The sequence below is a fragment of the Streptomyces sp. NPDC037013 genome (assembly GCF_055607265.1).
The window spans coordinates 119,904-141,373 of sequence record NZ_JBVJRV010000004.1 but is presented as its reverse complement, the minus strand read 5'-3'; the positions used below and the strand labels follow the sequence as shown (position 1 = coordinate 141,373).

19 protein-coding genes and 1 pseudogene are annotated in these 21,470 nt (G+C 72.0%); 10 read left to right on the top strand and 10 right to left on the bottom strand.

Going from position 1 to position 21,470, the window contains the following annotated elements; genetic code table 11:
• Positions 1 to 8: 8 nt before the first annotated feature.
• Entirely contained in the window at positions 9 to 1,193 is a 1,185-nt protein-coding gene (locus ACZ7DY_RS15175) for a zinc-dependent alcohol dehydrogenase (RefSeq protein WP_471134907.1), read from the bottom strand.
• A 106-nt stretch (positions 1,194 to 1,299) separates the two neighbouring features.
• Positions 1,300 to 1,674, bottom strand: coding sequence for a DUF6479 family protein (locus ACZ7DY_RS15170; RefSeq protein ID WP_471134904.1), 375 nt, complete (start codon positions 1,672 to 1,674; stop codon positions 1,300 to 1,302).
• Positions 1,675 to 2,019: 345 nt separating this feature from the next.
• On the opposite strand from ACZ7DY_RS15170, the gene ACZ7DY_RS15165 reads away from it, so the two are divergent.
• Together ACZ7DY_RS15165 and ku are read left to right on the top strand one after the other, a co-directional pair.
• Positions 2,020 to 2,814 (top strand): VOC family protein, encoded by a 795-nt coding sequence (locus ACZ7DY_RS15165; RefSeq protein WP_471134902.1) that lies wholly within the window; start codon positions 2,020 to 2,022, stop codon positions 2,812 to 2,814.
• Positions 2,815 to 2,877: 63 nt separating this feature from the next.
• Entirely contained in the window at positions 2,878 to 3,942 is a 1,065-nt protein-coding gene (gene ku / locus ACZ7DY_RS15160; RefSeq protein ID WP_471134900.1) for a non-homologous end joining protein Ku, read from the top strand.
• Between the two features lie 45 nt (positions 3,943 to 3,987).
• On the opposite strand, the gene ACZ7DY_RS15155 is transcribed toward ku, so the two are convergent.
• The 6 genes from ACZ7DY_RS15155 to ACZ7DY_RS15130 all read right to left on the bottom strand — a co-directional run bounded on the left by ACZ7DY_RS15155 (position 3,988) and on the right by ACZ7DY_RS15130 (position 9,045).
• Positions 3,988 to 4,524: a cysteine hydrolase family protein gene (locus ACZ7DY_RS15155; protein WP_471134898.1), complete on the bottom strand. Its 537-nt coding sequence runs from the start codon at positions 4,522 to 4,524 to the stop codon at positions 3,988 to 3,990.
• A 10-nt stretch (positions 4,525 to 4,534) separates the two neighbouring features.
• Complete coding sequence (gene ligD, locus ACZ7DY_RS15150; RefSeq protein WP_471134896.1) at positions 4,535 to 5,452, bottom strand: non-homologous end-joining DNA ligase; 918 nt, start codon at positions 5,450 to 5,452, stop codon at positions 4,535 to 4,537.
• 83 nt (positions 5,453 to 5,535) lie between these two features.
• The gene (locus ACZ7DY_RS15145) at positions 5,536 to 6,243 is read right to left on the bottom strand and encodes an HAD family hydrolase (protein ID WP_471134893.1); all 708 of its coding nucleotides are present in this window, start codon (positions 6,241 to 6,243) and stop codon (positions 5,536 to 5,538) included.
• Positions 6,240 to 7,202 (bottom strand): LLM class F420-dependent oxidoreductase, encoded by a 963-nt coding sequence (locus tag ACZ7DY_RS15140; RefSeq protein ID WP_471134891.1) that lies wholly within the window; start codon positions 7,200 to 7,202, stop codon positions 6,240 to 6,242. Before ACZ7DY_RS15140 ends, ACZ7DY_RS15145 begins: the two co-directional genes overlap by 4 nt.
• Positions 7,203 to 7,393: 191 nt before the next feature.
• Positions 7,394 to 8,119, bottom strand: a complete 726-nt coding sequence (locus tag ACZ7DY_RS15135; protein ID WP_471134888.1) for a nucleotidyltransferase domain-containing protein — start codon at positions 8,117 to 8,119, stop codon at positions 7,394 to 7,396.
• 77 nt (positions 8,120 to 8,196) lie between these two features.
• A complete protein-coding gene (locus ACZ7DY_RS15130; protein ID WP_471134886.1) occupies positions 8,197 to 9,045 on the bottom strand; it encodes a LysR family transcriptional regulator in 849 nt (282 codons plus the stop codon).
• Positions 9,046 to 9,125: 80 nt separating this feature from the next.
• On the opposite strand from ACZ7DY_RS15130, the gene ACZ7DY_RS15125 reads away from it, so the two are divergent.
• On the top strand, positions 9,126 to 9,629 hold the full coding sequence (locus tag ACZ7DY_RS15125; RefSeq protein ID WP_471134883.1) for a cupin domain-containing protein: 504 nt from the start codon (positions 9,126 to 9,128) through the stop codon (positions 9,627 to 9,629).
• A gap of 13 nt (positions 9,630 to 9,642) precedes the next feature.
• Here ACZ7DY_RS15125 and ACZ7DY_RS15120 read toward each other — a convergent pair whose 3' ends face one another.
• The gene (locus ACZ7DY_RS15120) at positions 9,643 to 10,458 is read right to left on the bottom strand and encodes a thioesterase family protein (RefSeq protein WP_471134881.1); all 816 of its coding nucleotides are present in this window, start codon (positions 10,456 to 10,458) and stop codon (positions 9,643 to 9,645) included.
• A gap of 65 nt (positions 10,459 to 10,523) precedes the next feature.
• Positions 10,524 to 11,060, bottom strand: coding sequence for a P-loop nucleotide/nucleoside kinase family protein (locus ACZ7DY_RS15115; protein ID WP_471134878.1), 537 nt, complete (start codon positions 11,058 to 11,060; stop codon positions 10,524 to 10,526).
• 247 nt (positions 11,061 to 11,307) lie between these two features.
• Here ACZ7DY_RS15115 and ACZ7DY_RS15110 point away from each other — a divergent pair, with 247 nt between their 5' ends.
• The 7 genes and pseudogenes from ACZ7DY_RS15110 to ACZ7DY_RS15080 all read left to right on the top strand — a co-directional run bounded on the left by ACZ7DY_RS15110 (position 11,308) and on the right by ACZ7DY_RS15080 (position 21,452).
• Positions 11,308 to 14,946 carry a nitrate reductase subunit alpha gene (locus tag ACZ7DY_RS15110; protein WP_471134875.1) on the top strand — a complete coding sequence of 1,213 codons (3,639 nt, stop codon included), beginning with the start codon at positions 11,308 to 11,310 and terminating at the stop codon, positions 14,944 to 14,946.
• Between the two features lies 1 nt (position 14,947).
• Positions 14,948 to 16,555 (top strand): nitrate reductase subunit beta, encoded by a 1,608-nt coding sequence (gene narH / locus ACZ7DY_RS15105; RefSeq protein ID WP_471134872.1) that lies wholly within the window; start codon positions 14,948 to 14,950, stop codon positions 16,553 to 16,555.
• Positions 16,552 to 17,190, top strand: coding sequence for a nitrate reductase molybdenum cofactor assembly chaperone (gene narJ / locus ACZ7DY_RS15100; protein WP_471134870.1), 639 nt, complete (start codon positions 16,552 to 16,554; stop codon positions 17,188 to 17,190). Before narH ends, narJ begins: the two co-directional genes overlap by 4 nt.
• Positions 17,187 to 17,921 (top strand): respiratory nitrate reductase subunit gamma, encoded by a 735-nt coding sequence (gene narI / locus ACZ7DY_RS15095; protein WP_471134867.1) that lies wholly within the window; start codon positions 17,187 to 17,189, stop codon positions 17,919 to 17,921. The genes narJ and narI overlap by 4 nt, the downstream gene beginning before the upstream one ends.
• Before the next feature lie 95 nt (positions 17,922 to 18,016).
• Positions 18,017 to 19,000, top strand: coding sequence for a helix-turn-helix transcriptional regulator (locus tag ACZ7DY_RS15090; RefSeq protein WP_471134864.1), 984 nt, complete (start codon positions 18,017 to 18,019; stop codon positions 18,998 to 19,000).
• Between the two features lie 189 nt (positions 19,001 to 19,189).
• Positions 19,190 to 19,762: pseudogene (locus tag ACZ7DY_RS15085) on the top strand (dioxygenase family protein); the annotation flags it as partial.
• 160 nt (positions 19,763 to 19,922) lie between these two features.
• On the top strand, positions 19,923 to 21,452 hold the full coding sequence (locus ACZ7DY_RS15080; RefSeq protein WP_471134862.1) for an FG-GAP and VCBS repeat-containing protein: 1,530 nt from the start codon (positions 19,923 to 19,925) through the stop codon (positions 21,450 to 21,452).
• The last annotated feature ends 18 nt before the right edge of the window (positions 21,453 to 21,470 follow it).

Here is a 21,470-nt window from a genome sequence, read left to right as displayed (position 1 = left end):
TTCCTCGGTCAGGGCTTGAGCAGCGTCTTGATCATGCCGTCTTCCTTGTCCTTGAACATCTGGTACGCCTTGGGGGCGTCCTCCAAGGGCATGTGGTGGGTGGCGAACCGGTCGACGCCGAGCGGGTCGTCGTCGGTGAGGAGCGGCAGGATGTCGTCCACCCAGCGCTTCACGTTCGCCTGGCCCATGCGCCACTGGATCTGCTTGTCGAACATGGTCAGCATCGGCATCGGGTCGACCGCGCCGCCGTAGACGCCGGAGACGGAGATGGTGCCTCCGCGCCGGACGATGTCGACTGCCGCGTGGAGGGCGACGAGCCGGTCGATGCCGACCCGCTCCATGAGCTTCTCGGCCACCGCGTCGGGCAGCAGGCCCACGCCCCACTGGGCCGCCTTGGCCAGGGGCGCGCCGTGCGACTCCATCCCCACGGCGTCGATGACGGCGTCCGTGCCGCGCCCGTCGGTCAGATCGCGGATCGCGTCGCCGAGATCCTTGCCGTGCCGGCGCAGGTCGAGGGCCTTGACGCCGTCGGCGTGCGCGCGGCTCAGGCGCTCGGGCACCAGGTCCACGCCGACCACGAGGCTCGCACCCCGGTGCAGGGCGATGCGGGCGGCCATGGCGCCGATCGGGCCGAGGCCGAGGACGGTCACCGTGCCGCCGGGCGGGATATCCGCGTACTCCACGGCCTGCCAGGCGGTGGGCAGCACGTCGGAGAGGAAGACGAACCGGTCGTCCGCGGGACCCGAGGGCACCTTGATGGGGAGGTTGTTGCCGAAGGGGACCCGGAGGAATTCGGCCTGCCCGCCGGGGACCTGGCCGTAGAGCTTGGTGAAACCAAAGAGGGCGGCTCCCATGCCGCGCTCCTTGACCTGGGTGGTCTCGCACTGGGAGTGCAGACCCTGGCCGCACATGTGGCAGGTCCCGCAGGAGACGTTGAACGGCACCACCACGCGGTCGCCCGCCTTGACCTCGGTGACGTCGCGACCGACCTCTTCGACGATGCCCATCGGCTCGTGGCCGAGGATGTCGCCGGGGTCGAGATAGGGCCCGAGCACCTCGTACAGATGCAGGTCAGAGCCGCAGATCCCGCTGGACGTCACCCGCACGATGATGTCCGTCGGGTCCTTGATCGCGGGGTCGGGGACGGTCTCCACTCGGACGTCGCGCTTGCCGTGCCAGGTGAGTGCACGCATCGGGTCTCCTCCTGCTCGCATGGGCGTCTTGCTCTCCACGGGTCTCCCGTGAGCGCGTCGCCATGCATCCCGCACGGCGCGACCGTGTGCCGGCCGGGCGGCGGTCTCAGGTCCTGCCGGGGCCGCCGCTGCCGAAGGAGCCGCTGGAGCCCGGCGTCCAGCGCGGCGGGTCCTGGTCGTCGCTCCGCTTGTCCCCGTGGTGCATGTTCTCCGGGCGGAGACGTTCACTCTCGTCATGCGCGTGCGGGACCTCGTCCGGCTCCCGCATCTCGCGGATCTCGTGGACCGGCCCCGACTCGGGGAGCTTCGGCTGTTCGTCCGCGCGCGGCGGTGCCGGCTCCCTGTTCCTGATCCTCTTGCCCAGCCAGAAGGCCCAGAGCAGCGCACCGACGACGATCAGACCGCCCACGAAGGCGCCGATCGTCCCGAGCGCGGCGCCGGAGGCGGCCAGGTCGTACAGTTCACCCCTTGCCGTGATCATGAGTGTCGACTACCCGGAACATAAGCGACAAAAACCCCTAAAGTGATTCGGAATAAACTGGTCCATACAGGTTCATGGTGCGCGTTCGCGTGACGGCGTGATCACGGCGACCATGATGTGACCCGGTGCTTCGGTCGCGGACCGCATCCTGCCCGAGGCGACGTCGCTGAGAGGAAGAGCGTCATGAGCGTGCCCGTCCCGCCCGACCCCGATACCCGCCCCTCCCCCGCCCCCGGCCCCGGCGGCCCCCACCCGGGCCCGGGCCCCGTACCCACCCCCGGCCCGGACCCGACACCCGACCCGGGACCCGACCCCACGCCCCTACCGACCGCCCGCTGAACGCACATGAACAGCCACAGAGCAGTGGTGAGAGAGGTCGCGGCCAGCACCTCGGTGTTCGGCGCGCCCTGCTGGGTCAGCCTGACCGCACGTGACCTGCCGACCGCGGAGCGGTTCTACCAGGCGGTGCTCGGCTGGGAGTGGCGGTCCGGCAGCCTCGGCGACCAGTACAGGTTCGCGAGCGTGAACGGGGTGCCGGTGGCGGGCGTCTCCGCCATGGACAGCCTCGGGCAGATGGCCGTCGCCTGGACCCCCTACTTCGCCGTGTCGAACGCGGACGAGACCGTCTCGCGCAGCCAGGAGCGCGGCGGGACGACCGCGGTGGGGCCGATCTCGTTCCCGCCGGGCCGGGCCGCGCTGCTGGCCGACCGCGACGGGGCGGTCTTCGGCATCTGGGAGGGCGAGCTGGTCGTCGGCTGGGAGAGGTGGCGCAGAGCAGCGCCGACCTTCGCCGAGCTGCACACCCGCAACGCCTTCGACGCGGCCATCTTCTACGGGGAGGTCCTGCGCTGGGCGACGGCGGAGCCGGGCGCCTGCGAGGTCGACTACGAGGACGACGAGGTCGTGCTCCGCAGCGAGGGCGACGTGGTGGCCCGCATCCATTCGGGCGCGGTGGACTCCGCGCCGGACCCCGCGATCCGGCCGCGCTGGCAGATCCACTTCACGGTGGCGGACGTGGACGCCTGTGCCAGGGCCGCGCAGGCCCACGGTGGCAGCGTGCTGCTGCGCGACGAGGGCTCGGCGGAGGCGATCCTGCGCGACCCGGACGGCGCGCGCTTCGTCGTGAACGGAGTGAAGTGAACGGAGCGAACGGACGGTAGGCCCGCGGCGGTCCTGACTGGAGAGAGGAAGGGTGAGACCGACATGGCGCGTCCCGTGTGGAGCGGAGCCGTTACCTTCGGCCTGGTGTCCCTGCCCGTCCAGATGTTCACCGCCACGGAGAGCCACACCATCCGCTTCCACCAGTTGCAGCGCGGTACCTCCGATCGGGTTCGCAACAAACGGGTGAATGAGCGCACCGGCGAGGAAGTCCCGTACGACGAGATCGTCAAGGCCTACGACGCCGGCGACGAGTACGTCCTCGTCGAACCCGAGGAGCTGGAGGACATCGCTCCGGGCCGCTCCAAGACGCTGGAGATCACGGGGTTCGTCGACCTGAAGGACGTCGAGCCGATCTTCTTCGACAAGACGTACTACCTCGGCCCCAAGGGCAAGGAGTACACGAAGATCTACGCCCTCCTGGAGAAGGCCCTGTCGGAGGCGGACAGGGCCGGGATCGCCACGTTCGTGATGCGCAACCACCAGTACCTGGTCGCGGTGCGGGCCGAGGGCGGGCTGCTGACGCTGCACACCCTCCACTGGGCCGACGAGGTCCGGGACCCGCGGGACGAGATCGACGATCTGCCGAAGCAGACGAAGGTCACCGACCGCGAGCTGAAGATGGCGCGGCAACTCGTGGACACCCTCCGCGTCGACTGGAATCCGGAGGACTTCCACGACACCTATCAGGAACAGGTGGCCGCGCTCATCGAGGCCAAGCGCACGGGCGAGTCGGTCGAGAAGGCGGAGCCCCCGGCCGAGTCCACCAACGTCGTCGACCTCATGGACGCCCTGCGGGCCAGCGTCGACCGGGCGAAGAAACCCTCGGCACGCGGCGGCAAGAAAGCCGACTCCGACGAGGTCACGCCTCCGACGCACATCAAGGACGCCGCCGCCAGACGCCGTCCCACGGGCGGCGGCAAGAGCCGGTCGAAGGGCACCGGGGGCGGAAAGGCGGGCGGCGCAAAGGGCGGCTCGCTCGACGCCCTGACCAAGGCCGAGCTGTACGAACGGGCCACCGAGGCAGGGGTCCCCGGCCGCTCCTCCATGAACCGCGACCAGCTGGTCGAAGCGCTCCGCGACACACGGAAGCACAAGGCGACGTCCTGACCGGCGACCGGCGCCGGAAACCGCAGGGGCTGTGCCGCGGCCCTCTCAGAACGTGATCCGGTCGACGGTCGTGACGTCCGCGCCCATGTTGCGCTCCATCATCCGCAGTGCCGCGTCCGCGAGGTCGGCGTCGATGGCCGCGACGGCGTCCTCGGCGACGACCACCTCCAGATGCCGGATGTGGGCGTCCAGCGCCGAGTAGAGCACGCACTGCTCGGTGACCTGGCCGCAGAGGATCACCCGGCCGACGTCCAGTTGGGAGAGCAGGTACGACAGGGGCGTCTCGAAGAAGATCGAGTGCCGGGCCTTGACCACGAAGAGCGAATCGGCGTCGGGCTTGATGGGTTCGATCAGGTCGGCGTGCTTCCCCGCGAGCGCGGTTTCGAGCATCTCGCCGTGGTGCGAGCGCCATTCGCCGAAGTTGTCGTTGGCGTAGATGACGGGAACCCCGGCCTCCCTGGCCCGCTCCAGCAGCCGGACCATGGTCGGCACGGCCTTGCGGACCGCGGGCAGCAGCACTTCCGCGTCACGGTGCTCGTACGTGTTGATCATGTCGATGACGATGACTGCGCTCTTGCTCATGTCCCTATGGTCACTCCGTTTCCTCCGCGCGGCCTCGCAGCCGCCGGGCCGCGGCCGCCACCCCACGGGCCCGCCGCGCCAGCCCCGACCAGGGGTCCTTGTCGAGCCGGTCGCCGAGGTCGGTCACCGTCCAGCGGCGCGCGGTCAGTTCCGGTACGTCCAGTTCGTCCCAGGCAAGCGGTACGGCGACGGGGGCGCCCGGCCTGGACCGCACGGCGAACGGGGCGACGGCGGTCTGGGCGTAACCGTTGCGCGCGACGTCCAGGTAGAGCCGGCCCTTGCGGGCGTCCTTGCGCGGCTCCGTCGTCAGCTCCTTCGGGTACCGCGCCGCCAGTACGTCCGCGGCGGCACGGGCGAAGGCGAGTACGTCGTCGACGTCGTCGCGCCGGTTCAGCGGTACGACGACGTGCAGCCCCCGGGAGCCCGTGGTCATCAGGCCCGAGGGCAGCTCCAGCTCTTCGAGCAGCTCACGCAGGCGGTGGGCGGCGGACCGTACGGACTCGAAGTCGTCGTCGGACGGGTCGAGGTCGAAGACCAGCCGGTCGGGGCGGCGCGGCCGGTCGGCGCGGCTCAGCCAGCGGTGCGGGGTGATGCACGCCTGGCCCGCGAGGTAGACGAGCGTGGCCGTGTCGTCGCAGAGCACATGCGTGACCTCGCCGTTCTCCTTGGCCATCGGGGCGCGGTGGATCCAGTCGGGGAAGTAGTCGGAGACCTCCTTCTGGTAGAAGCGGTCGCCGTCGATCCCGTCCGGCATCCGTTCGAGCATCAGGGGCCGGCCACGCAGCTCCGGCAGCATGCGCGGCGCCACGCGGCGGTAGTACGCGGCGAGGTCGGCCTTGGTGATGCCGTCCCCGGGGAAGAGTTCCTTCTCGGGCCGCTTCACCACGATCTCGCGCCGTCCGACCCGGAGCTCAAGGGTGGAGCTCACGCGACCGCCTCCTTCGTACCGATGGTGTTCATGCCCCCCGGTGCCGGGGACCGCGCACGCGGAGTGGGCCGGGGCCGAGTGGGTCAGCCGTCGGATCGTCCCTCGTCGTCCCTCTCCAACTGGTCGAACACGCTGTCGTCGAGCCGAGCGAGGAGGTCGGCCGGGTCCCGGTAGACGGCGACCGCGCCGGCCTCCTCCAGGTCGGCGCGCGGGATGCCGCCCGACAGGAGTGCGACGGGGCGGACGCCGGCCCGTACCGCCGCCTTCATGTCCCAGACCGTGTCCCCGATGAAGACCGCCGCGCCGGCGTCGACCCCGGCCAGTTCGAGTGCCCGGTGGACCGGGTCCGGGGCCGGTTTGCCGTCGGCCACGTCGTCGGCGCTCGCCGTGCCCACGATCACCTCGTCCGCGTCGATCGCGCGCCGCAGGGCGTCGAGCTCCCGGCCCCCGGCGGAGGTGGCGAGGACGTTGCGCCAGCCCCGGCCCGCCAGGGTGTGCAGCAGGTCGTGGGCGCCGTCGAGGGGCGCGAGCCGATCGGAGTAGGCGCCGTACAGGGCCTTGTGCGCGGCGCTGAGCGTGGCGTCCTGCTCCTTGTCCCGGTCCTTGCCGAGCAGGTGCTCGATGAGGTCGTCGGAGCCGAGGCCGATCGACCGGTGGATGGCGTGCGTGGACACCCGGTGGCCGGCCTGGCGGAAAGCCTCCCACCACGTGACGACATGCAGGTGATTGGTGTCGACGAGCGTTCCGTCGACGTCGAACAGCGCCGCGCGTCCGGCGCGTCCCCCGCTCATGAGCCGCTCCGCAGCCGGGGCAGGACGTTGGTCCGGTAGAAGTCGAAGAAGCCCTGCTGGTCGGGTCCGATCTGGTTGACGTACACCTCGTCGAAGTCCGCGTCCGCGAAGGCCCGTACCGCGTTCACATGCTCCTCCACGTCGTCGCCGCAGGTGACGGCGGAGCGGATCATCTCCTCGGTGACCAGCTCGCTCGCCTGCTCGAAGTGTTTCGGGGTCGGCAGGAGCTGACCCAGCTCGCCCGGCAGGTGGTCGGTGGGCCAGCGGCGGTGGACCGTCCTGACGGCCTTGTCGCGGTCGGGGCCCCAGCAGACCTTCAGCCCTCCTACGACCGGCTTGCGGCCACCGCCGGCCCTGCGGAACTGTCCGACCAGGTCGCGGTCGGGCGTCATGGTGACGAATCCGTCCCCGATGCGTCCGGCGAGCGCGGCCGCCCGGGGGCCGAACCCGGAGACGTAGAGGGGTGGTGGCTCGTCCGGGAGGGTGTAGATCCGGGCGTTCTCGACGGTGTAGTGGCGGCCGCGGTGGGTGACCTGCTCGCCGGTGAAGAGCTGCCGGATGACCTGGACGGCCTCCTCCAGCATCTCCATCCGCAGTTCCGCGTCGGGCCACCGGTCGCCCAGCACGTGCTCGTTGAGCGCCTCGCCGGTGCCCACGCCGAAGCGGAACCGGCCGCCCGTCAGGACGGCGGACGTGGCCGCGGCCTGGGCGTTGATCGCGGGGTGCATACGGATCGTGGGACAGGTGACGAGTGTGGTCACGGGCAGCGAACAGGCCTGGGAGAGGGCACCGATCATGGACCACACGAAGGGGCTCTGGCCCTGCGCCTCGCTCCACGGGTGGAAGTGGTCCGAGATGGCCAGCGCCTCGAACCCGGCCTGTTCGGCCGCCCTGGCCTGCGCGAGGAGCTCGGCGGGCGTGAACTCCTCGCACGACAGAAAGTATCCGTACACGGTCATGGCGCGCGGCGCTCCTTCGTCTGGGCCCCTCTCACAGGTTCACGCAGTCCGTGGCGCGCCACACACTGGACGGACCCGATGGGTGAACCGGCGGGACGGGCCGGGATCTCGTGCGCAGCGGGTACCCCCGGCGCCACGCGTCACACGAATCCCTCACCGCGCCCTCGGCGGGCCGCCCCGCCCCACGCGCCTCAGGGCCGCCAGAAACGCACGTACCCCTCCCGCAGAGGCCCCCCGACCACCCCGAGCACGCGCCCGACCGCGGCGGCCAGCGGCCCGGAATCACCATGCTCGGCCACCGCCCGGTGACCGTCCAGCAGCGCCTTGCCGAGCACCGGATCGGCGTCCAGCAGCCTGCGGGGCAGCCACTTGCCGATACCGGTCCAGGCGTTGTGATGCGCGGTGAGGAGATGGGCCGCTTCGCGCAGGGTGAAGTCGGCGAGGGCGAGCTGTTCGTACCGGTCGGCCGGCGGAGTGTCGGTCAGGTCGTCCAGGTAGCAGGTGAGGCCGTAGCGGCCCTGCTCCCGTTCGGCCGGGAGGAGCGGGGGCGGGCCCTCGGCGAGCACCGCTGCGGCGAGTTCGCGGGTACGGGAGATGTGTCCGTCGGGGTCGAACAGGGTCAGCCCCCGCTCATAGAGGAACAGGACGGTGCCGCGGCGGCGGGCGCGGTCCCACGCGAAGAACTCCGGCACGTCCGCGAGGGTGTTGAGGAAGAGCTCGGCCGGGCGGCCCTCGTGGCGGGTCACCTCGCGGCGGGTGGTGTCCGTGTCCGGCAGGAGTACGGCCACGTCGAGGTCGCTCGTCGGGGTGGCGCGGCCGTGGGCGGCCGAGCCGCCCAGGAGGGCGCCCAGGGCGTGCGGGAAACGGGTGGTGACCAGACGCAGCGCCTGCGCCGCGGGGCTGTCTCGCTCATCCATGGTCCCGCATCGTGCCACCGCCCCGGGCCGCCGGGCAGCCACAGGTTTCGGCCTCCAGCACCCGGTGTGGCGCTCGGTCATCGGTATGCGGTGGTTGCCGTCCGTACGAAGGAGTGGACCAACGGGTTGCGGTCGGAGGTGTTCCAGGCGACCAGGGCCCGGCTCGGTGGCATGTCGGTCAGGGGGACCACCGTGAGGCCCTCCGGCGGATCGTCGTCGAGGAGGGTCATGCCGACGCCGCCGTTCCACAGCACCGCCTGCCGGCACTCCTGGACGGCCCGTACCACCGGGCCCGTGCGCGGCGCCCCGCCGTTCCAGTACGACTGCCAGGCGGTGTCGGTGCCCTGCGGGAAGACGAACCAGCGGCGGTCGGCGAGGTCGGCCAGCTCCAGGGTGTCGCGGGCGGCCAGCGGATCGTCGGCGCGCAGCAGCGCCCCCACGGGATCGGCGCGGAGTTCGCGTACGGCCAGGCCCCTCTCGTCGAACGGGCCGCGGGTGAGGGAGACGTCGACGAGGCCGGCGCGCAGTCCGCAGGTGGGATCGGTCAGGTCGGTCTCGCGGACGCGGATCTCGACGTGCGGGTGCCGTCGGCGGAACGCGTCGGCCAGGCGGGCCGCGCCCCGGTCGGTGCCGCCGCCCAGGACGCCGACGGTGAGGGTCGCGGCGCCGGCGGCGGCCGCGACACGGGCGCGTACCCGGTCGGCCCGGTCGAGCAGGGCGCGCGCCTCGTCGAGCAGGACCGCGCCCACGGGGGTGAGGGTCACACCGGCCGGGGAGCGGTCGAAGAGCGGGGCGCCGAGGTCGGTCTCCAGACGCCGGATCGCGCGGCTCAGCGGCGGCTGGCTCATGTGCAGCCGGGCGGCGGCCCTGCCGAAGTGGAGTTCCTCGGCGACCGCCACGAAATAGCGCAGCGCGCGCAGCTCCATCCGGCCACGATACCCACGCGGTATCGGCGGGCCGGAACAGGTCTTGGACGGCGGCCGGGTCCGGGGCGTGGAATCGGGGCATGAGCGACGACATCGAGAACACCGAAGACGGCGGGAACCACGAGCCGGTCACCGTCCCCGCCGTGTCCGTGGTGCGCCCGGGCGAGGGTGAGGTCATCGTCCTTGGCACCACGCGGATGCGGATCCTGGAGGACGGCGGCAACACCGGGCACCGCCTCGGCATCGCCGAGTCCGTGCTCGTCCCGCACACGCCAGAGCCGCCCCAGCACCGGCACGCCCAACACGACGAGGGCTTCTACGTCATCTCCGGCACGGTGCGGTTCACGGTCGGCGAGGAGGAGCACGACGCGGCGCAGGGCACGCTCGTGATGGTCCCGGCCGGGGCACCCCACACCTTCGCCAACGTGACCGACCGGCCGGCCGTCCTGCTCAGCACGTTCACGCCGGACCTGTACGTGCAGTACTTCCGTGAGCTGCGGGACGCGTCGGCCGGCGGCGGGCCCATGACCCCGGAGGCGACCATCCGGACCATGACCCGCTTCGCGACGGAACCGGCCACGTGAGGACCGCCCTCGGCTAGCCGGGACTTCCCGGGCCGACCGGACCGCCGACCGGGCGGACGGTGAGCATCTGCTGCGCGTGACCGACGGGGCCCGCGACGTCGTGCAGGACGGTGCTCGTGATCCCCTGCCCGGTCGGCCCGAAGGCGACGGTCGTGTCGAGTCCGGCCCAGCGGCCCCGGGGCTGCCGGTGCAGGTGGATGGTGAGGTCGACGTTGGGGAAGATCCAGTCGGTGGGCGACTCGCGCGCGGCGATGCCGTTGGCGGTGTCGACGAGCGCGACGTAGGAGGCGAGGGGACTCGCGCTCTGCCCGGCCACGAGGTCGAGCGGGGTGGAGATCCACGCGGTGGTGCGGCCGGGCCGCGGGGGCGCCGTCGGCCGGACGTCCAGGGAGGCGATGTACCCGCCGGGCCAGACGGAGCCCATCCGCCAGGGCGTGAGGGTCTCGGGCGCGGGGAGCGGGTCCGCGCCGCCGCCGGCCACCGCCGCGGTGTCGCCGGAGGCGAGCAGCCAGGCGCGGGCCCGGACGGCGGGGCGGCCCGCGATGACGGCGACGGCCTCGACGAGTTCGATGGTGCGACCCGGCCTGAGGGTCTCCACCCGGATCTCGCACTCGTCGAGGGCGAGGCGGCCGAGGATGTCGAAGCTGATCCGGGAGAGCAGCAGGCCGGTGTCGGGGCGCGCGCCGGCGAGGTGCCGCTCGATGGCGTGGACGAGGAGCCCGCCGAGCGGACTGAAGTGCTGCTCGTCGGTGTTCCACGCGCCGCTCGCGTGCGGGGTGGGCTTGTAGTGGTGGTCGTCGATGGCCTGGAAGTAGCCGGCGGCGTTCACGGGTGCGCGTACCTCCGTGGTGCGGTGGGTGGGATCCGGACAGGGGTGGCGGGGAATCGGCGGGCTCAGAGGGCCGGCACCCCGGCCAGGATCTGGTCCGCCAGGTCCTCCGGGGGCAGTTCGCCGTTGAGGAAGACCGTGTCGTCCGGCATCTTTCGCGCTGCCGCCAGGCAGGGGCCGATCCGGTCCTTGCACCAGCGTCGGACGCGTTCGTCCTGCTCGGGGTCGTCCGGTGTGAAGCTTCTGGCGTCGATCCGCTTCTCCAATACCTCTCGGGGGACCTCCAGGAAGAAGTGGTGGAGTTCGACGCCCGCCTCCCCGAAAGCGTCGAAGATCTCGGTGAGGTATCCGGGGTCGACCAGCGTCATGGGGACCAGGAGCGGACGGCCGTACTCCTCGACGAGTCCCACCGCGAGGGAGGCGACCTGCCGGCGCCAGAGCCTGAGGTCCTGGAAGTCGCCGGTCGGCACCTCGACGATCCGCCGGAGCAGGAAGCCGACCGTCTCCGGGTCGTAGACGAGCGCTGCGGGCCGGAGCGGACGCAACGCGTCCACGAGCGTGCTCTTGCCGCTGCCGAACGCGCCGTTGATCCAGACGATCACCGCGTGTGCCTCCCCTGTCGCGGACCGTCGACTCCCACCCCCTGGGGGTAAAGGAACCGTGCTGGTCCGCTCTCGTATCCCAACGTCCCGTACCAAGAGCAAGAAAAATAACTTCTAGGTACAACCAACTGGCCGGATTGAGATCCACGTCACGGGCCCGGCGAGAGGAGTCTGATGCTCGTTCGTCGACAGACGCATGCCGGAGTTGACCGTTCCGGCAGGCCGGTCCCCGAGGGGAGTCCGTGGCATGGGACGTGGCAGGGCGAAGGCGGAGCGGATCGCGGCAGATGCCGCTGAACGCCTTTTCGCCGTAGGGCAGTTGATGCAGAGGGCGCCGACGACGCCCGAGGGCAGGGCGGTGTTCCGCACGGACCAGGAGGTCAACGACCAGCCCTACCGCGACCGCTGGGCGCACGACAAGGTGGTCAGGTCCACGCACGGAGTGAACTGCACAGGCTCGTGTTCCTGGCAGGTGTACGTCAAGGACGGCCTGATCACCTGGGAGACGCAGGCGACCGACTACCCGTCGGCGGGCGCCGATCGCCCGGACTACGAGCCGCGGGGCTGCCCGCGCGGCGCCTCCTTCTCCTGGTACACGTACTCGCCGACCCGGGTGCGCTACCCGCACGCGCGCGGCGTACTGGTGGAGATGTTCCGGGACGCCAAGCGCCGGCTCGGCGGCGACCCGGTCGCGGCTTGGGCGCAGATCACGGGCGACCCCGACCAGCGGCGCCGCTACCAGTCGGCGCGCGGCAAGGGCGGGCTCGTGCGCATCGGCTGGGACGAGGCCCTGGAGATCGCGGCCGCGGCGCACGTGCACACCCTCAAGGAGTACGGGCCCGACCGCATCGCCGGTTTCTCGCCGATCCCGGCGATGTCGATGGCCTCGCACGCCGTCGGCGCCCGCTTCCACTCGCTGATCGGCGCCCCGATGCTGTCGTTCTACGACTGGTACGCGGATCTGCCGATCGCCTCGCCGCAGGTGTTCGGCGACCAGACCGACGTACCGGAGTCGGGTGACTGGTGGGACGCGGCGTATCTGATGCTGTGGGGCTCCAACGTCCCCGTCACCCGTACGCCCGACGCCCACTGGATGGCCGAGGCCCGCTACCGGGGGCAGAAGGTCGTCGTGGTCTCGCCCGACTACGCCGACGAGTGGCTGCACCCGCATCCGGGCACCGACGGCGCGCTGGCCATGGCGATGGGGCACGTGATCCTCCGGGAGTGCTTCGTCGAGCGGCAGGTGCCGTACTTCACGGACTACGTCAAGCGCTTCACCGACCTGCCCTTCCTCGTCGCGCTCGACGAGCGCGGTGCGGGCACCCGCACGCCGGGTGCGTTCGTCACCGCCCGCGACCTGGATCTGGCCAAGGAGGCCACGGCCGACGCGCGCCGCTGGATGCCGGTCCTCTACGACGCGGCCACCAGCCGGCCGGCCGTCCCGAACGGCACCCTGGGCGAGCGCTGGGGCAAGGCCGGCGAAGGCCGCTGGAACCTGGACCTCGGCGACATCGACCCGCTCCTGACCCTGTACGGCCACCCGGGCGCGGAGACGGCCGAGGTGGTCCTGCCCCGCTTCGACGAGGAGGGGGAGACGGTCCGGCGCACGGTCCCTGCGCTGCGCGTCGAGGGGCGCCTGGTGACCACGGTCTTCGACCTGATGCTGGCTCAGTACAGCGTGGGGCGCGAGGGGTTGGGCGGTTCGGCGGTGTCGTACGACGACGCGGCCACGCCCTGCACCCCGGCCTGGCAGGAGGCGGTCACCTCGGTTCCCGCGCAGGCGGTGGTGCGGGCGGCGCGGGAGTTCGCCCGTACCGCCGAGCAGACCAGGGGCCGCTGCATGATCGTGATGGGGGCGGGCACCAACCACTGGTTCCACTCCGACACGATCTACCGGTCGTTCCTCTCCCTGCTGCTGCTCACCGGCTGCCAGGGCGTGAACGGCGGCGGCTGGGCGCACTACGTGGGGCAGGAGAAGGTGCGGCCGTACGCCGGCTGGCAGCAGCTGGCCTCGGCGGCGGACTGGGTGCGCCCGTCACGGCAGATGGCCGGGACGCCGTACTGGTACCTGCACACCGACCAGTGGCGCTACGAGAAGTTCACCGCCGACACCCTCGCCGCGCCCACCGCGCCGGGCGACCTCGCCGGGCTGCACACCGCGGACCTGGTCTCCCGGTCCGTGCGCCAGGGGTGGATGCCCTCGTACCCGACGTTCGGCGCCAACCCGCTGGACCTGGGGCGGCGGGTGCACGAGACCGGCGCCGACCCCGCGGAGTGGGTGGCCGCCGAACGCGACGCGGGAAGCCTGTCGTACGCCTGCGAGGACCCCGATGATCCGGCCAACTGGCCGCGGGTGCTCACCGTGTGGCGCGCCAACCTGATCGGCTCGTCCGCCAAGGGCAACGAGTTCTTCCTGCGGCACCTGCTCGGCGCCTCCGACAACGCCAGCGCCGAGGAAGCGGGCCCGGAGCAGCGGCCGCGCGAGGTGACCTGGCGGGACGAGGCGCCGCGCGGCAAGATCGACCTGCTGCTCTCGCTGGACTTCCGCATGACGTCCACCGGCCTCTTCGCCGACCTGGTGCTGCCCGCGGCGACCTGGTACGAGAAGCACGACCTGTCCAGCACGGACATGCACCCCTACGTGCACGCCTTCTCCCCCGCGATCGATCCGCCCTGGCAGGCCCGCACCGACTTCGAGATCTTCCACGGCCTTGCCGCCGAGGTCAGCCGGCTCGCCGCGGGCCGCCTCGACGTGGCCCACGACCTGGTCGCCGCCCCGCTGCTGCACGACACGTCCGGCGAGGCGCCGCCCGACGGGCCCACGGGGCAGCAATTCACGCTCGTGGAGCGGGACTACACCGCCATCGGCGACAAGATGGCCGCGCTCGGCCCGCTCACCGGCGAGCGGGGCATGACGGTCAAGGGGGTGACCGTGCGTCCGCAGCCGGAGATCGACTGGCTGGCCGGCCGCTGCGGCACCGCCCGTCACGCGCCCGTGCGGGGGCTGCCGCTGCTCGACACGGACGTCAAGATGTGCGAGGCGATCCTCGCCCTCTCGGGCACCACCAACGGCCGCCTCGCCGCCGAGGGCTTCGACCGGCTGGCGGAGCGCTGCGGCGCCGACACGGGCCTCGGCGAGCTGGCGGCCTCGGTGGCCGAGCGGCGCATCACGTTCTCCGACACGCAGGCACGGCCGGTGCAGGTCGGGGCGAGTTTCGAGTGGTCGGGCAAGGAGGGCCCGGAGCGCCGCTACGCGCCGTTCACCATCAACACCGAGCACTTCAAGCCCTGGCACACCCTCACCGGGCGCCAGCACTTCTACCTCGACCATCCCTGGATCGCCGAGTACGGGGAGCAACTGCCCGTCTACCGGCCTCCGTTGAACCTCGCCGAGCTCGGCGAGCAGCCGGTGGCGGACGGCGAGGGGCGGTCGGTGACGGTGCGGTACCTGACCCCGCACTCGAAGTGGTCGATCCACTCCGAGTACCAGGAGAACCTGCTGATGCAGACGTTGGCCAGGGGCGGCCCGGTCATCTGGCTCGGCGTGGCCGACGCCGAGGCGATCGGCGTGGTGGACAACGACTGGATCGAGGCGCAGAACAACAACGGCGTGGTCGTGGCCCGCGCCGTCGTCTCGCACCGCATGCCGCCCGGCACGGTGTTCATGTACCACGTCCAGGAACGCCTGGTGAACGTGCCGAAGTCCGAGGCCACCGGCCGGCGCGGCGGCGTCCACAACGCCCTCACCAAGCTCCTGATCAAGCCGACCCATCTGATCGGCGGCCACGCGCAGCTCAGCTTCGCCCCCAACTACTACGGCCCCACCGGAAACCAGCGCGACGCGGTCACCGTGATCCGCCGCCGCGCCCAGGAGGTTCAGTACTGATATGCGCGTCATGGCACAAGTGGCGATGGTGATGAACCTCGACAAGTGCATCGGCTGCCACACCTGCTCCGTCACCTGCAAGCAGACCTGGACCAACCGCTCGGGCACCGAGTACGTGTGGTTCAACAACGTCGAGACCCGTCCAGGACAGGGCTATCCGCGCGGCTACGAGGACCAGGACAAGTGGCGGGGCGGCTGGCAGCTCAAGCACGGCCGTCTCGTGCCGCGCAGCGGGGGCCGCGCCCGGCGCCTCGCCCGGCTCTTCGCCAACCCCGAACTGCCCTCGCTCTCCGACTACTACGAGCCGTGGACGTACGACTACGAGACGCTCATCAACGCGCCGCTCGGCGACGACGTGCCGACGGCGTCGCCACGTTCCCAGATCGACGGCGAGCCCACCGCCGTGACGTGGGGGCCGAACTGGGACGACGACCTCGGCGGCGGCCCGGAGCACATCGCGGGCGACCCGATGCTGAAGAAGATGAACGAGCAGGTGCGCCTGGAGTACGAGCAGGCGTTCATGTTCTATCTGCCGCGGATCTGCGAGCACTGCCTCAACCCGTCGTGTGTGGCGGTGTGTCCGTCGGGCGCCATGTACAAGCGCGTCGAGGACGGCATCGTCCTCGTCGACCAGGACCGCTGCCGCGGCTGGCGGATGTGCGTGAGCGGCTGCCCGTACAAGAAGGTCTACTTCAACCACCAGTCGGGCAAGGCCGAGAAGTGCACGTTCTGCTACCCGCGCATCGAGGCGGGCCAGCCGACCGTCTGCTCGGAGACCTGCGTGGGCCGGCTGCGCTACCTCGGGGTGATCCTCTACGACGCCGACAAGGTCGGCGAGGCCGCCGCGACCGAGAACGAACAGGACCTGTACGAGGCCCAGTTGGGGTGCTTCCTCGATCCGGACGACCCGGAGGTGGCGCGGGCCGCGGAGGCGGCGGGCATCCCGCACGACTGGGTCACCGCCGCCCGCCGCTCCCCCGTGCACGCGCTGATCAGCACGTACAAGGTGGCGCTCCCGCTGCACCCGGAGTACCGCACCATGCCCATGGTCTGGTACGTGCCGCCGCTCTCGCCCGTCGTCGACTCGCTGACCGCCAGCGGACACGACGGCGAGGACCCCGCCAAGCTCTTCGCCGCCATCGACTCGCTGCGCATCCCCGTCGGCTACCTCGCGGAGCTGTTCACTGCGGGCGACCCGGTCCCGGTGGAGAACGCGCTGTGCCGGCTGGCGGCGATGCGCTCCCACATGCGGCGCGTCAACCTCGGCGAGGAGCAGGATCCGGCCATCGCCCGCGCCGTCGGCATGGACACCGACGGGATCGAGGCCATGTACCGGCTGCTCGCCCTCGCCAAGTACGACGAGCGGTACGTCGTCCCCACCAGTTACACCGCCAAGACGCCCGCCGACGACCTCGACGCGGGCTGCAGCCTGGACGGTCACGGCGGCCCCGGCATGTACGAGGCCGACGCCTTCCACACCGCGCCGGCCCCCGGCAGGGAGCCCGAGCACGCCGGGACGTCGCTGCGCGACCGGGTCAACCTGCTGAACTGGAACGGCCGCGGACGGCCCGACGGCCTTTTCCCGGGCGCCCGGGGCGGCGCCCGGTGAGCCGCGCCGTCGTCCACCAGGCGGCCGCGCTGCTGCTCGGCTACCCCGACCACGGCTGGCCCGAGCGGCTGCGCACCGTACGGACCGTGCTGGAACCCGTGCCCGGCCCCGACATCCGTCTCCTGCGGCGGTTCTGCGAGCGCGTCGGCGGCATCGACGCGCTCACGCTCGCCGCCCGGTACGTCGCCACGTTCGACCGCAGCCGCCGGCGGTGCCTGTACCTGACGTACTACTCCGACGGCGACACCCGGCGGCGGGGGCCGGCCCTCGCCGCGCTCAAGGCCCTCTACCGCGAGCACGGCTGGCGGCCGCCCGAGGACGAGCTGCCCGACTTCCTGCCGCTCATGCTGGAGTTCGCCGCCCGCGTGCCGGACGCCGGGACGCGGCTCCTGACCGAGCACCGCCCGGCCCTCGAACTGCTGCGGCTCGGCCTCGCGGCCCACGACAGCCCTTACACCGACGTCGTCGAGGCCATCTGCCACACCCTGCCCGGCACCGGCCCGGCCACCCGCGAGGCGGCCCTCCGGATCGCCCGCACCGGCCCGCCCGCCGAGTCGGTCGGCCTCGTCACCCTCCCCATCCCCCGGCTCCGACCGGCTCCCGACGCCCCCCACGCGGAGGAGACTTCCCGGTGAACCACCTGCACATCGCCCTGTGGGGCGTCCTGCCCTATCTCGTCCTCGCCCTCCTCGTCACCGGGTCGGCGTGGCGCTACCGCTACGACCGCTTCGGTTTCACCACCCGTTCCAGCCAGCTGCACGAGCACCGGCTGCTGAGCGTCGGCGGGCCGCTCTTCCACTACGGGCTCCTCTTCGTGGTGGCCGGCCACGCCATCGGGCTGCTGGTGCCCGAATCCCTCACCGAGAGCGTCCACGTCCACGAGTGGCTCTACCACGCCAACGCCCTGCTCGTCGGGGGCACCGCGGGCCTCGCCACCCTCGCCGGGCTGGTGGTCCTGCTGTACCGGAGGCTGCGCGTGCCCGCCGTGCGCGCGGCGACCAGCCGCAGCGACCGCGTCGTCTATCCGGTCCTCGTCTGCGTGATCCTGGCCGGCCTCACCGCCACGGCCACCACTCTCCGACCCGACTCCTACGACTACCGCCTGGGCGTCTCGGTGTGGTTCCGCTCGCTGTTCGCCCTCGACCCCGATGTGACGGCCATGGCCGACGCCCCCCTCGCCTACCAGGTGCACGCCCTGCTCGGCATGGCCCTGTTCGCCCTGTGGCCCTTCAGCCGTCTCGTGCACGCCTTCACCGCACCCATCGGCTACCTCGCCCGCCCGTACGTCGTCTACCGCTCCCGGGGCGTGCCCGCCACCCGCGTGCCCGGAGGTGACGCGGCGGCTTCGGCGCAATCGCGCCGCTGACCGTCCCGGGGCGCGCGTGCCATGGTGGGAGCCGGCTGGTCCGGACCAGCCTCCGGCGGGGGTCGACGATCCGAGAGCCGACGAGGGGTGTGCGGATGCGCGGCGACACGGTCCTACCGGGCGAGGGCAACAACGGCGAGCCGGGCGAGGACGGCATGCCGACGCACCGGCTCCAGGTGCCGATGCCCAATGCCCTGCCGTTCGCCATCGGCACGTTCGACACCATCGGCCCGATGTCGCGCGCGCCCTTCCCGCACCGGCACACCTTCCACGAGATCGTCCACGTCACCGGCGGGAGCGGCGGGCACGTCGTCGACCTGAGCCGCTTCACGCTGCGCCCGCCGAACCTGTGCTTCATCGCGCCGGGCCAGGTCCACCAGTGGGAGGATGTCACCGGTCTGGAGGGCCGGGTCATCCTCTTCACCGACGACTTCCTCGTCGACCACCCCGCCGACCGGCACGTCCTGCGGACGCTCGCCCGGCGCTCCTGGCTGGATCTGGCCGAGGGGGCCCAGGAGGCGGTCACGCGGCTGGTGGACGAGTTGGACGCCGAGTACCGGACGGGGGCCGACGGGTTCCACAGCGTGCTGCGGGCCCTGCTGCACATCCTGGTGATACGGGCGGCACGGCTGCCCGCGCCCCGTTCCGCGGCGGTGCCGCTCCTGCCGCCGCCGGAGCCCGCGCCGGACGCGGCGCGCTCCCGCCCGCGCTCCGTGGCCACGGAGTTCGTGACGCTGCTCGGCACCCCCGGCGGCGCCCCGCAGTCGGTGCGCTCGTGCGCCGACAGCCTGGGCGTCTCGGTGAGTTACCTCAGCGAGGCGGTGAAATCGGCCACCGGCCGCACCCCCGGCGAGCTGATCCGGCAGGCCCGGGTCCACGAGGCCAAACGGCTGCTGCTGCGCACGGAGTTGTCGATCCGTCAGATCGCCGGGCGGGTCGGCTTCGGCGACCCCGCCTACTTCTGCCGCTTCTTCCGCCGCGAGACCGGGGCGAGCCCCGGGGACTTCCGTCGCGGCGTCGGCGATATTCACCACGACCACCGGCTTGAGTCCATCGCCGGTCCCGGATCCCGCGCATAGCTTCATAGCCGATCCGGAATCCGCCCAACCCCTTCAGGCTCAGGAGGAGCGATGGACAGCGATGGCATAGGAGACGACCGGCGCACCGACGCGGACGGCGGTGCCGACGGCACCCCCGCGGGCGACGGCGCGCGGGTGAACGGCGGCCGGGGCCCCAGCCGCAAGACCGTACTGCGGGCCGCCGCCGCCATGGGCATGGCGGTGCCCGTGACCCTCATGGGCGTGCCCGCCCTGGCCCGGACCGCCGGCCAGCGCGGCGAGGCACCGGAGGCGACCCCGTCCTGTGACGACGGGGACGACCCGACGATCCCGCAGATGGAGGGCCCGTACTTCAAGCCCAACTCCCCGGAGCGGAGCACGCTCGTCCAGCCCGGCACCCCGGGCGTGCGGCTGACGGTCACCGGGTACGTCTTCGGACTCGCCTGCCGGCCGATCGCCCGGGCGCTGCTCGACTTCTGGCAGGCGGACACCTACGGGACGTACGACAACGCGGGGTACCGCTTCCGCGGGCACCAGTTCACCGACGCCAACGGCGCGTTCAGACTCACCACGATCGTGCCCGGCCTCTACCCCGGCCGCACCCGGCACCTCCACGTCAAGGTGCAGGCACCGGGCCGTCCGATCCTCACCACGCAGCTGTACTTCCCCGGCGAGCCGCGCAACAACACGGACTCGATATTCGACCCCCGGCTGCTCATGAACGTCCGCTCCGTGGGCGGCGCGAAGGAGGCGGACTTCGACTTCGTCCTGAACGTGCCGCAGTAGCCGTATGACGGCGCGGGCCGTGACGCATGTGACGGGTGGTGCCCCGTACAACCTTCGGTGGTCGTGGCAGGTCAAGTGTTCGGCCGATGTGAACCGGTGGTGAACCGATCACCAACCGCCGGGAACACCACGCACCGAGGGAACCAAGGGAAAACGTATGTCACGCACCCGTCGCAGAGCCCGCCTCACCATGCCCCTGATCGCCGCGTCCCTGCTGGTGGGCAGTGGCCTCTCCGCCCTGACCCTCGGGCAGGGCACCGCCGGCGCGGCCGAGCCGGCCGCCGACGCGGGCCGCGCGGCCGCGGCCGGGGCGTCCGACGACTTCAACGGCGACGGCTTCGCCGACGTGGTCGTCGGCGCCCCGGGCGGCACCGTCTCCGGCCAGGCGCAGGCCGGGTACGTCGTGGTGACGTACGGCTCGAAGGACGGTCTCGACCCGGCGCACAAGAAGGTCGTCAGCCGCTCCACGAGCGGTGTGCCCGGCTCGGCCACCGCCAAGCAGGGCTTCGGCCGTACGTTCACCAAGGGCGACCTGGACGGGGACGGTTACACCGACCTCGTCGTCGGCGTGGACCAGAACCCCGCGTCCGGCTCGGTGATCCTGTGGGGCTCCCCGCAGGGCCTCACCGGCGGCACCGCCATCGCCACGTTCGGCTTCGCGCCGCAGGCCGGCGACTTCGACGGCGACGGCACCACCGACCTGGCGCTGTTCGCCGGGGCGGGCTCCCACGGTGACGACGCCATCGGCCAGAGCGCCCGCCTGTGGAAGGGCCCGATCGCCCGCACCGGGACGCCGGCCGCGACCCTCGACTTCATGGACAAGTCGCAGTGGTGGAGCTACGAGAGCGAGCAGCAGCCCGACCCGTCCTGCGGGGAGAAGCCCGAGACCTGCGTCGACGGTCCGATCTCCGTGAAGGGCCCGGTGGTCCCCAAGGCCGTCGGCGACATCAACGGCGACGGGCGTGCCGACATCGCCATGAACGACTACTACGGCGACGGCGAGTGGATCAACAGCGTCCTGTACGGCAGCCCCACCGGCTTCAAGCGCGGTGACGCGCCGGGCGCCCGGGGCGCCCTGGCCGTCGGCGACGTCAACGGCGACCACTACGACGACCTGGTGGTGGGCGCCTCCGACTACGAGACCAGGGTCATGGTCGCCTTCGGCTCCAAGGAGGGCCTCAACGAGCGCCTGAAGAAGTTCGACCAGGACCTGCCGGGCGTGCCGGGCGCCGAAGAGGCCGGCGACCACTTCGGCGCTTCGGTGGCGGTCGGGGACGTGACGGGCGACGGTTACGCCGACATCGCGGTCGGCGTGCCCGGCGAGAACGTGGGGAGCGTCGTCGACGCGGGCTCGGTCGTCCTCGTCCGCGGTGCCGCGGGCGGGATCTCGGACGCCGGTGGCGTGACGGGCGACGGCGCGCAGGCCTTCCACCAGGACACGGCCGGTGTCCCCGGGGTCGCCGAGAAGAACGACCAGTTCGGGGCGGCCGTGACGCTGCTGGACGTGACGGGCGACGGTCACGGTGACCTCACGGCGTCGTCCGTGGAGGAGAACGCGCGGGCGGGCGCCCTGTGGTCGCTGCGCGGCACGTCGTCGGGGCTGACGACGTCGGGCGCCGTGGCCTTCGGCCCCAAGGACGTCGGGGCGCCGGACGTCGAGGCGCTCTTCGGCAGCACGCTGCGCTAGATCCTCCCCGGCGCCGGC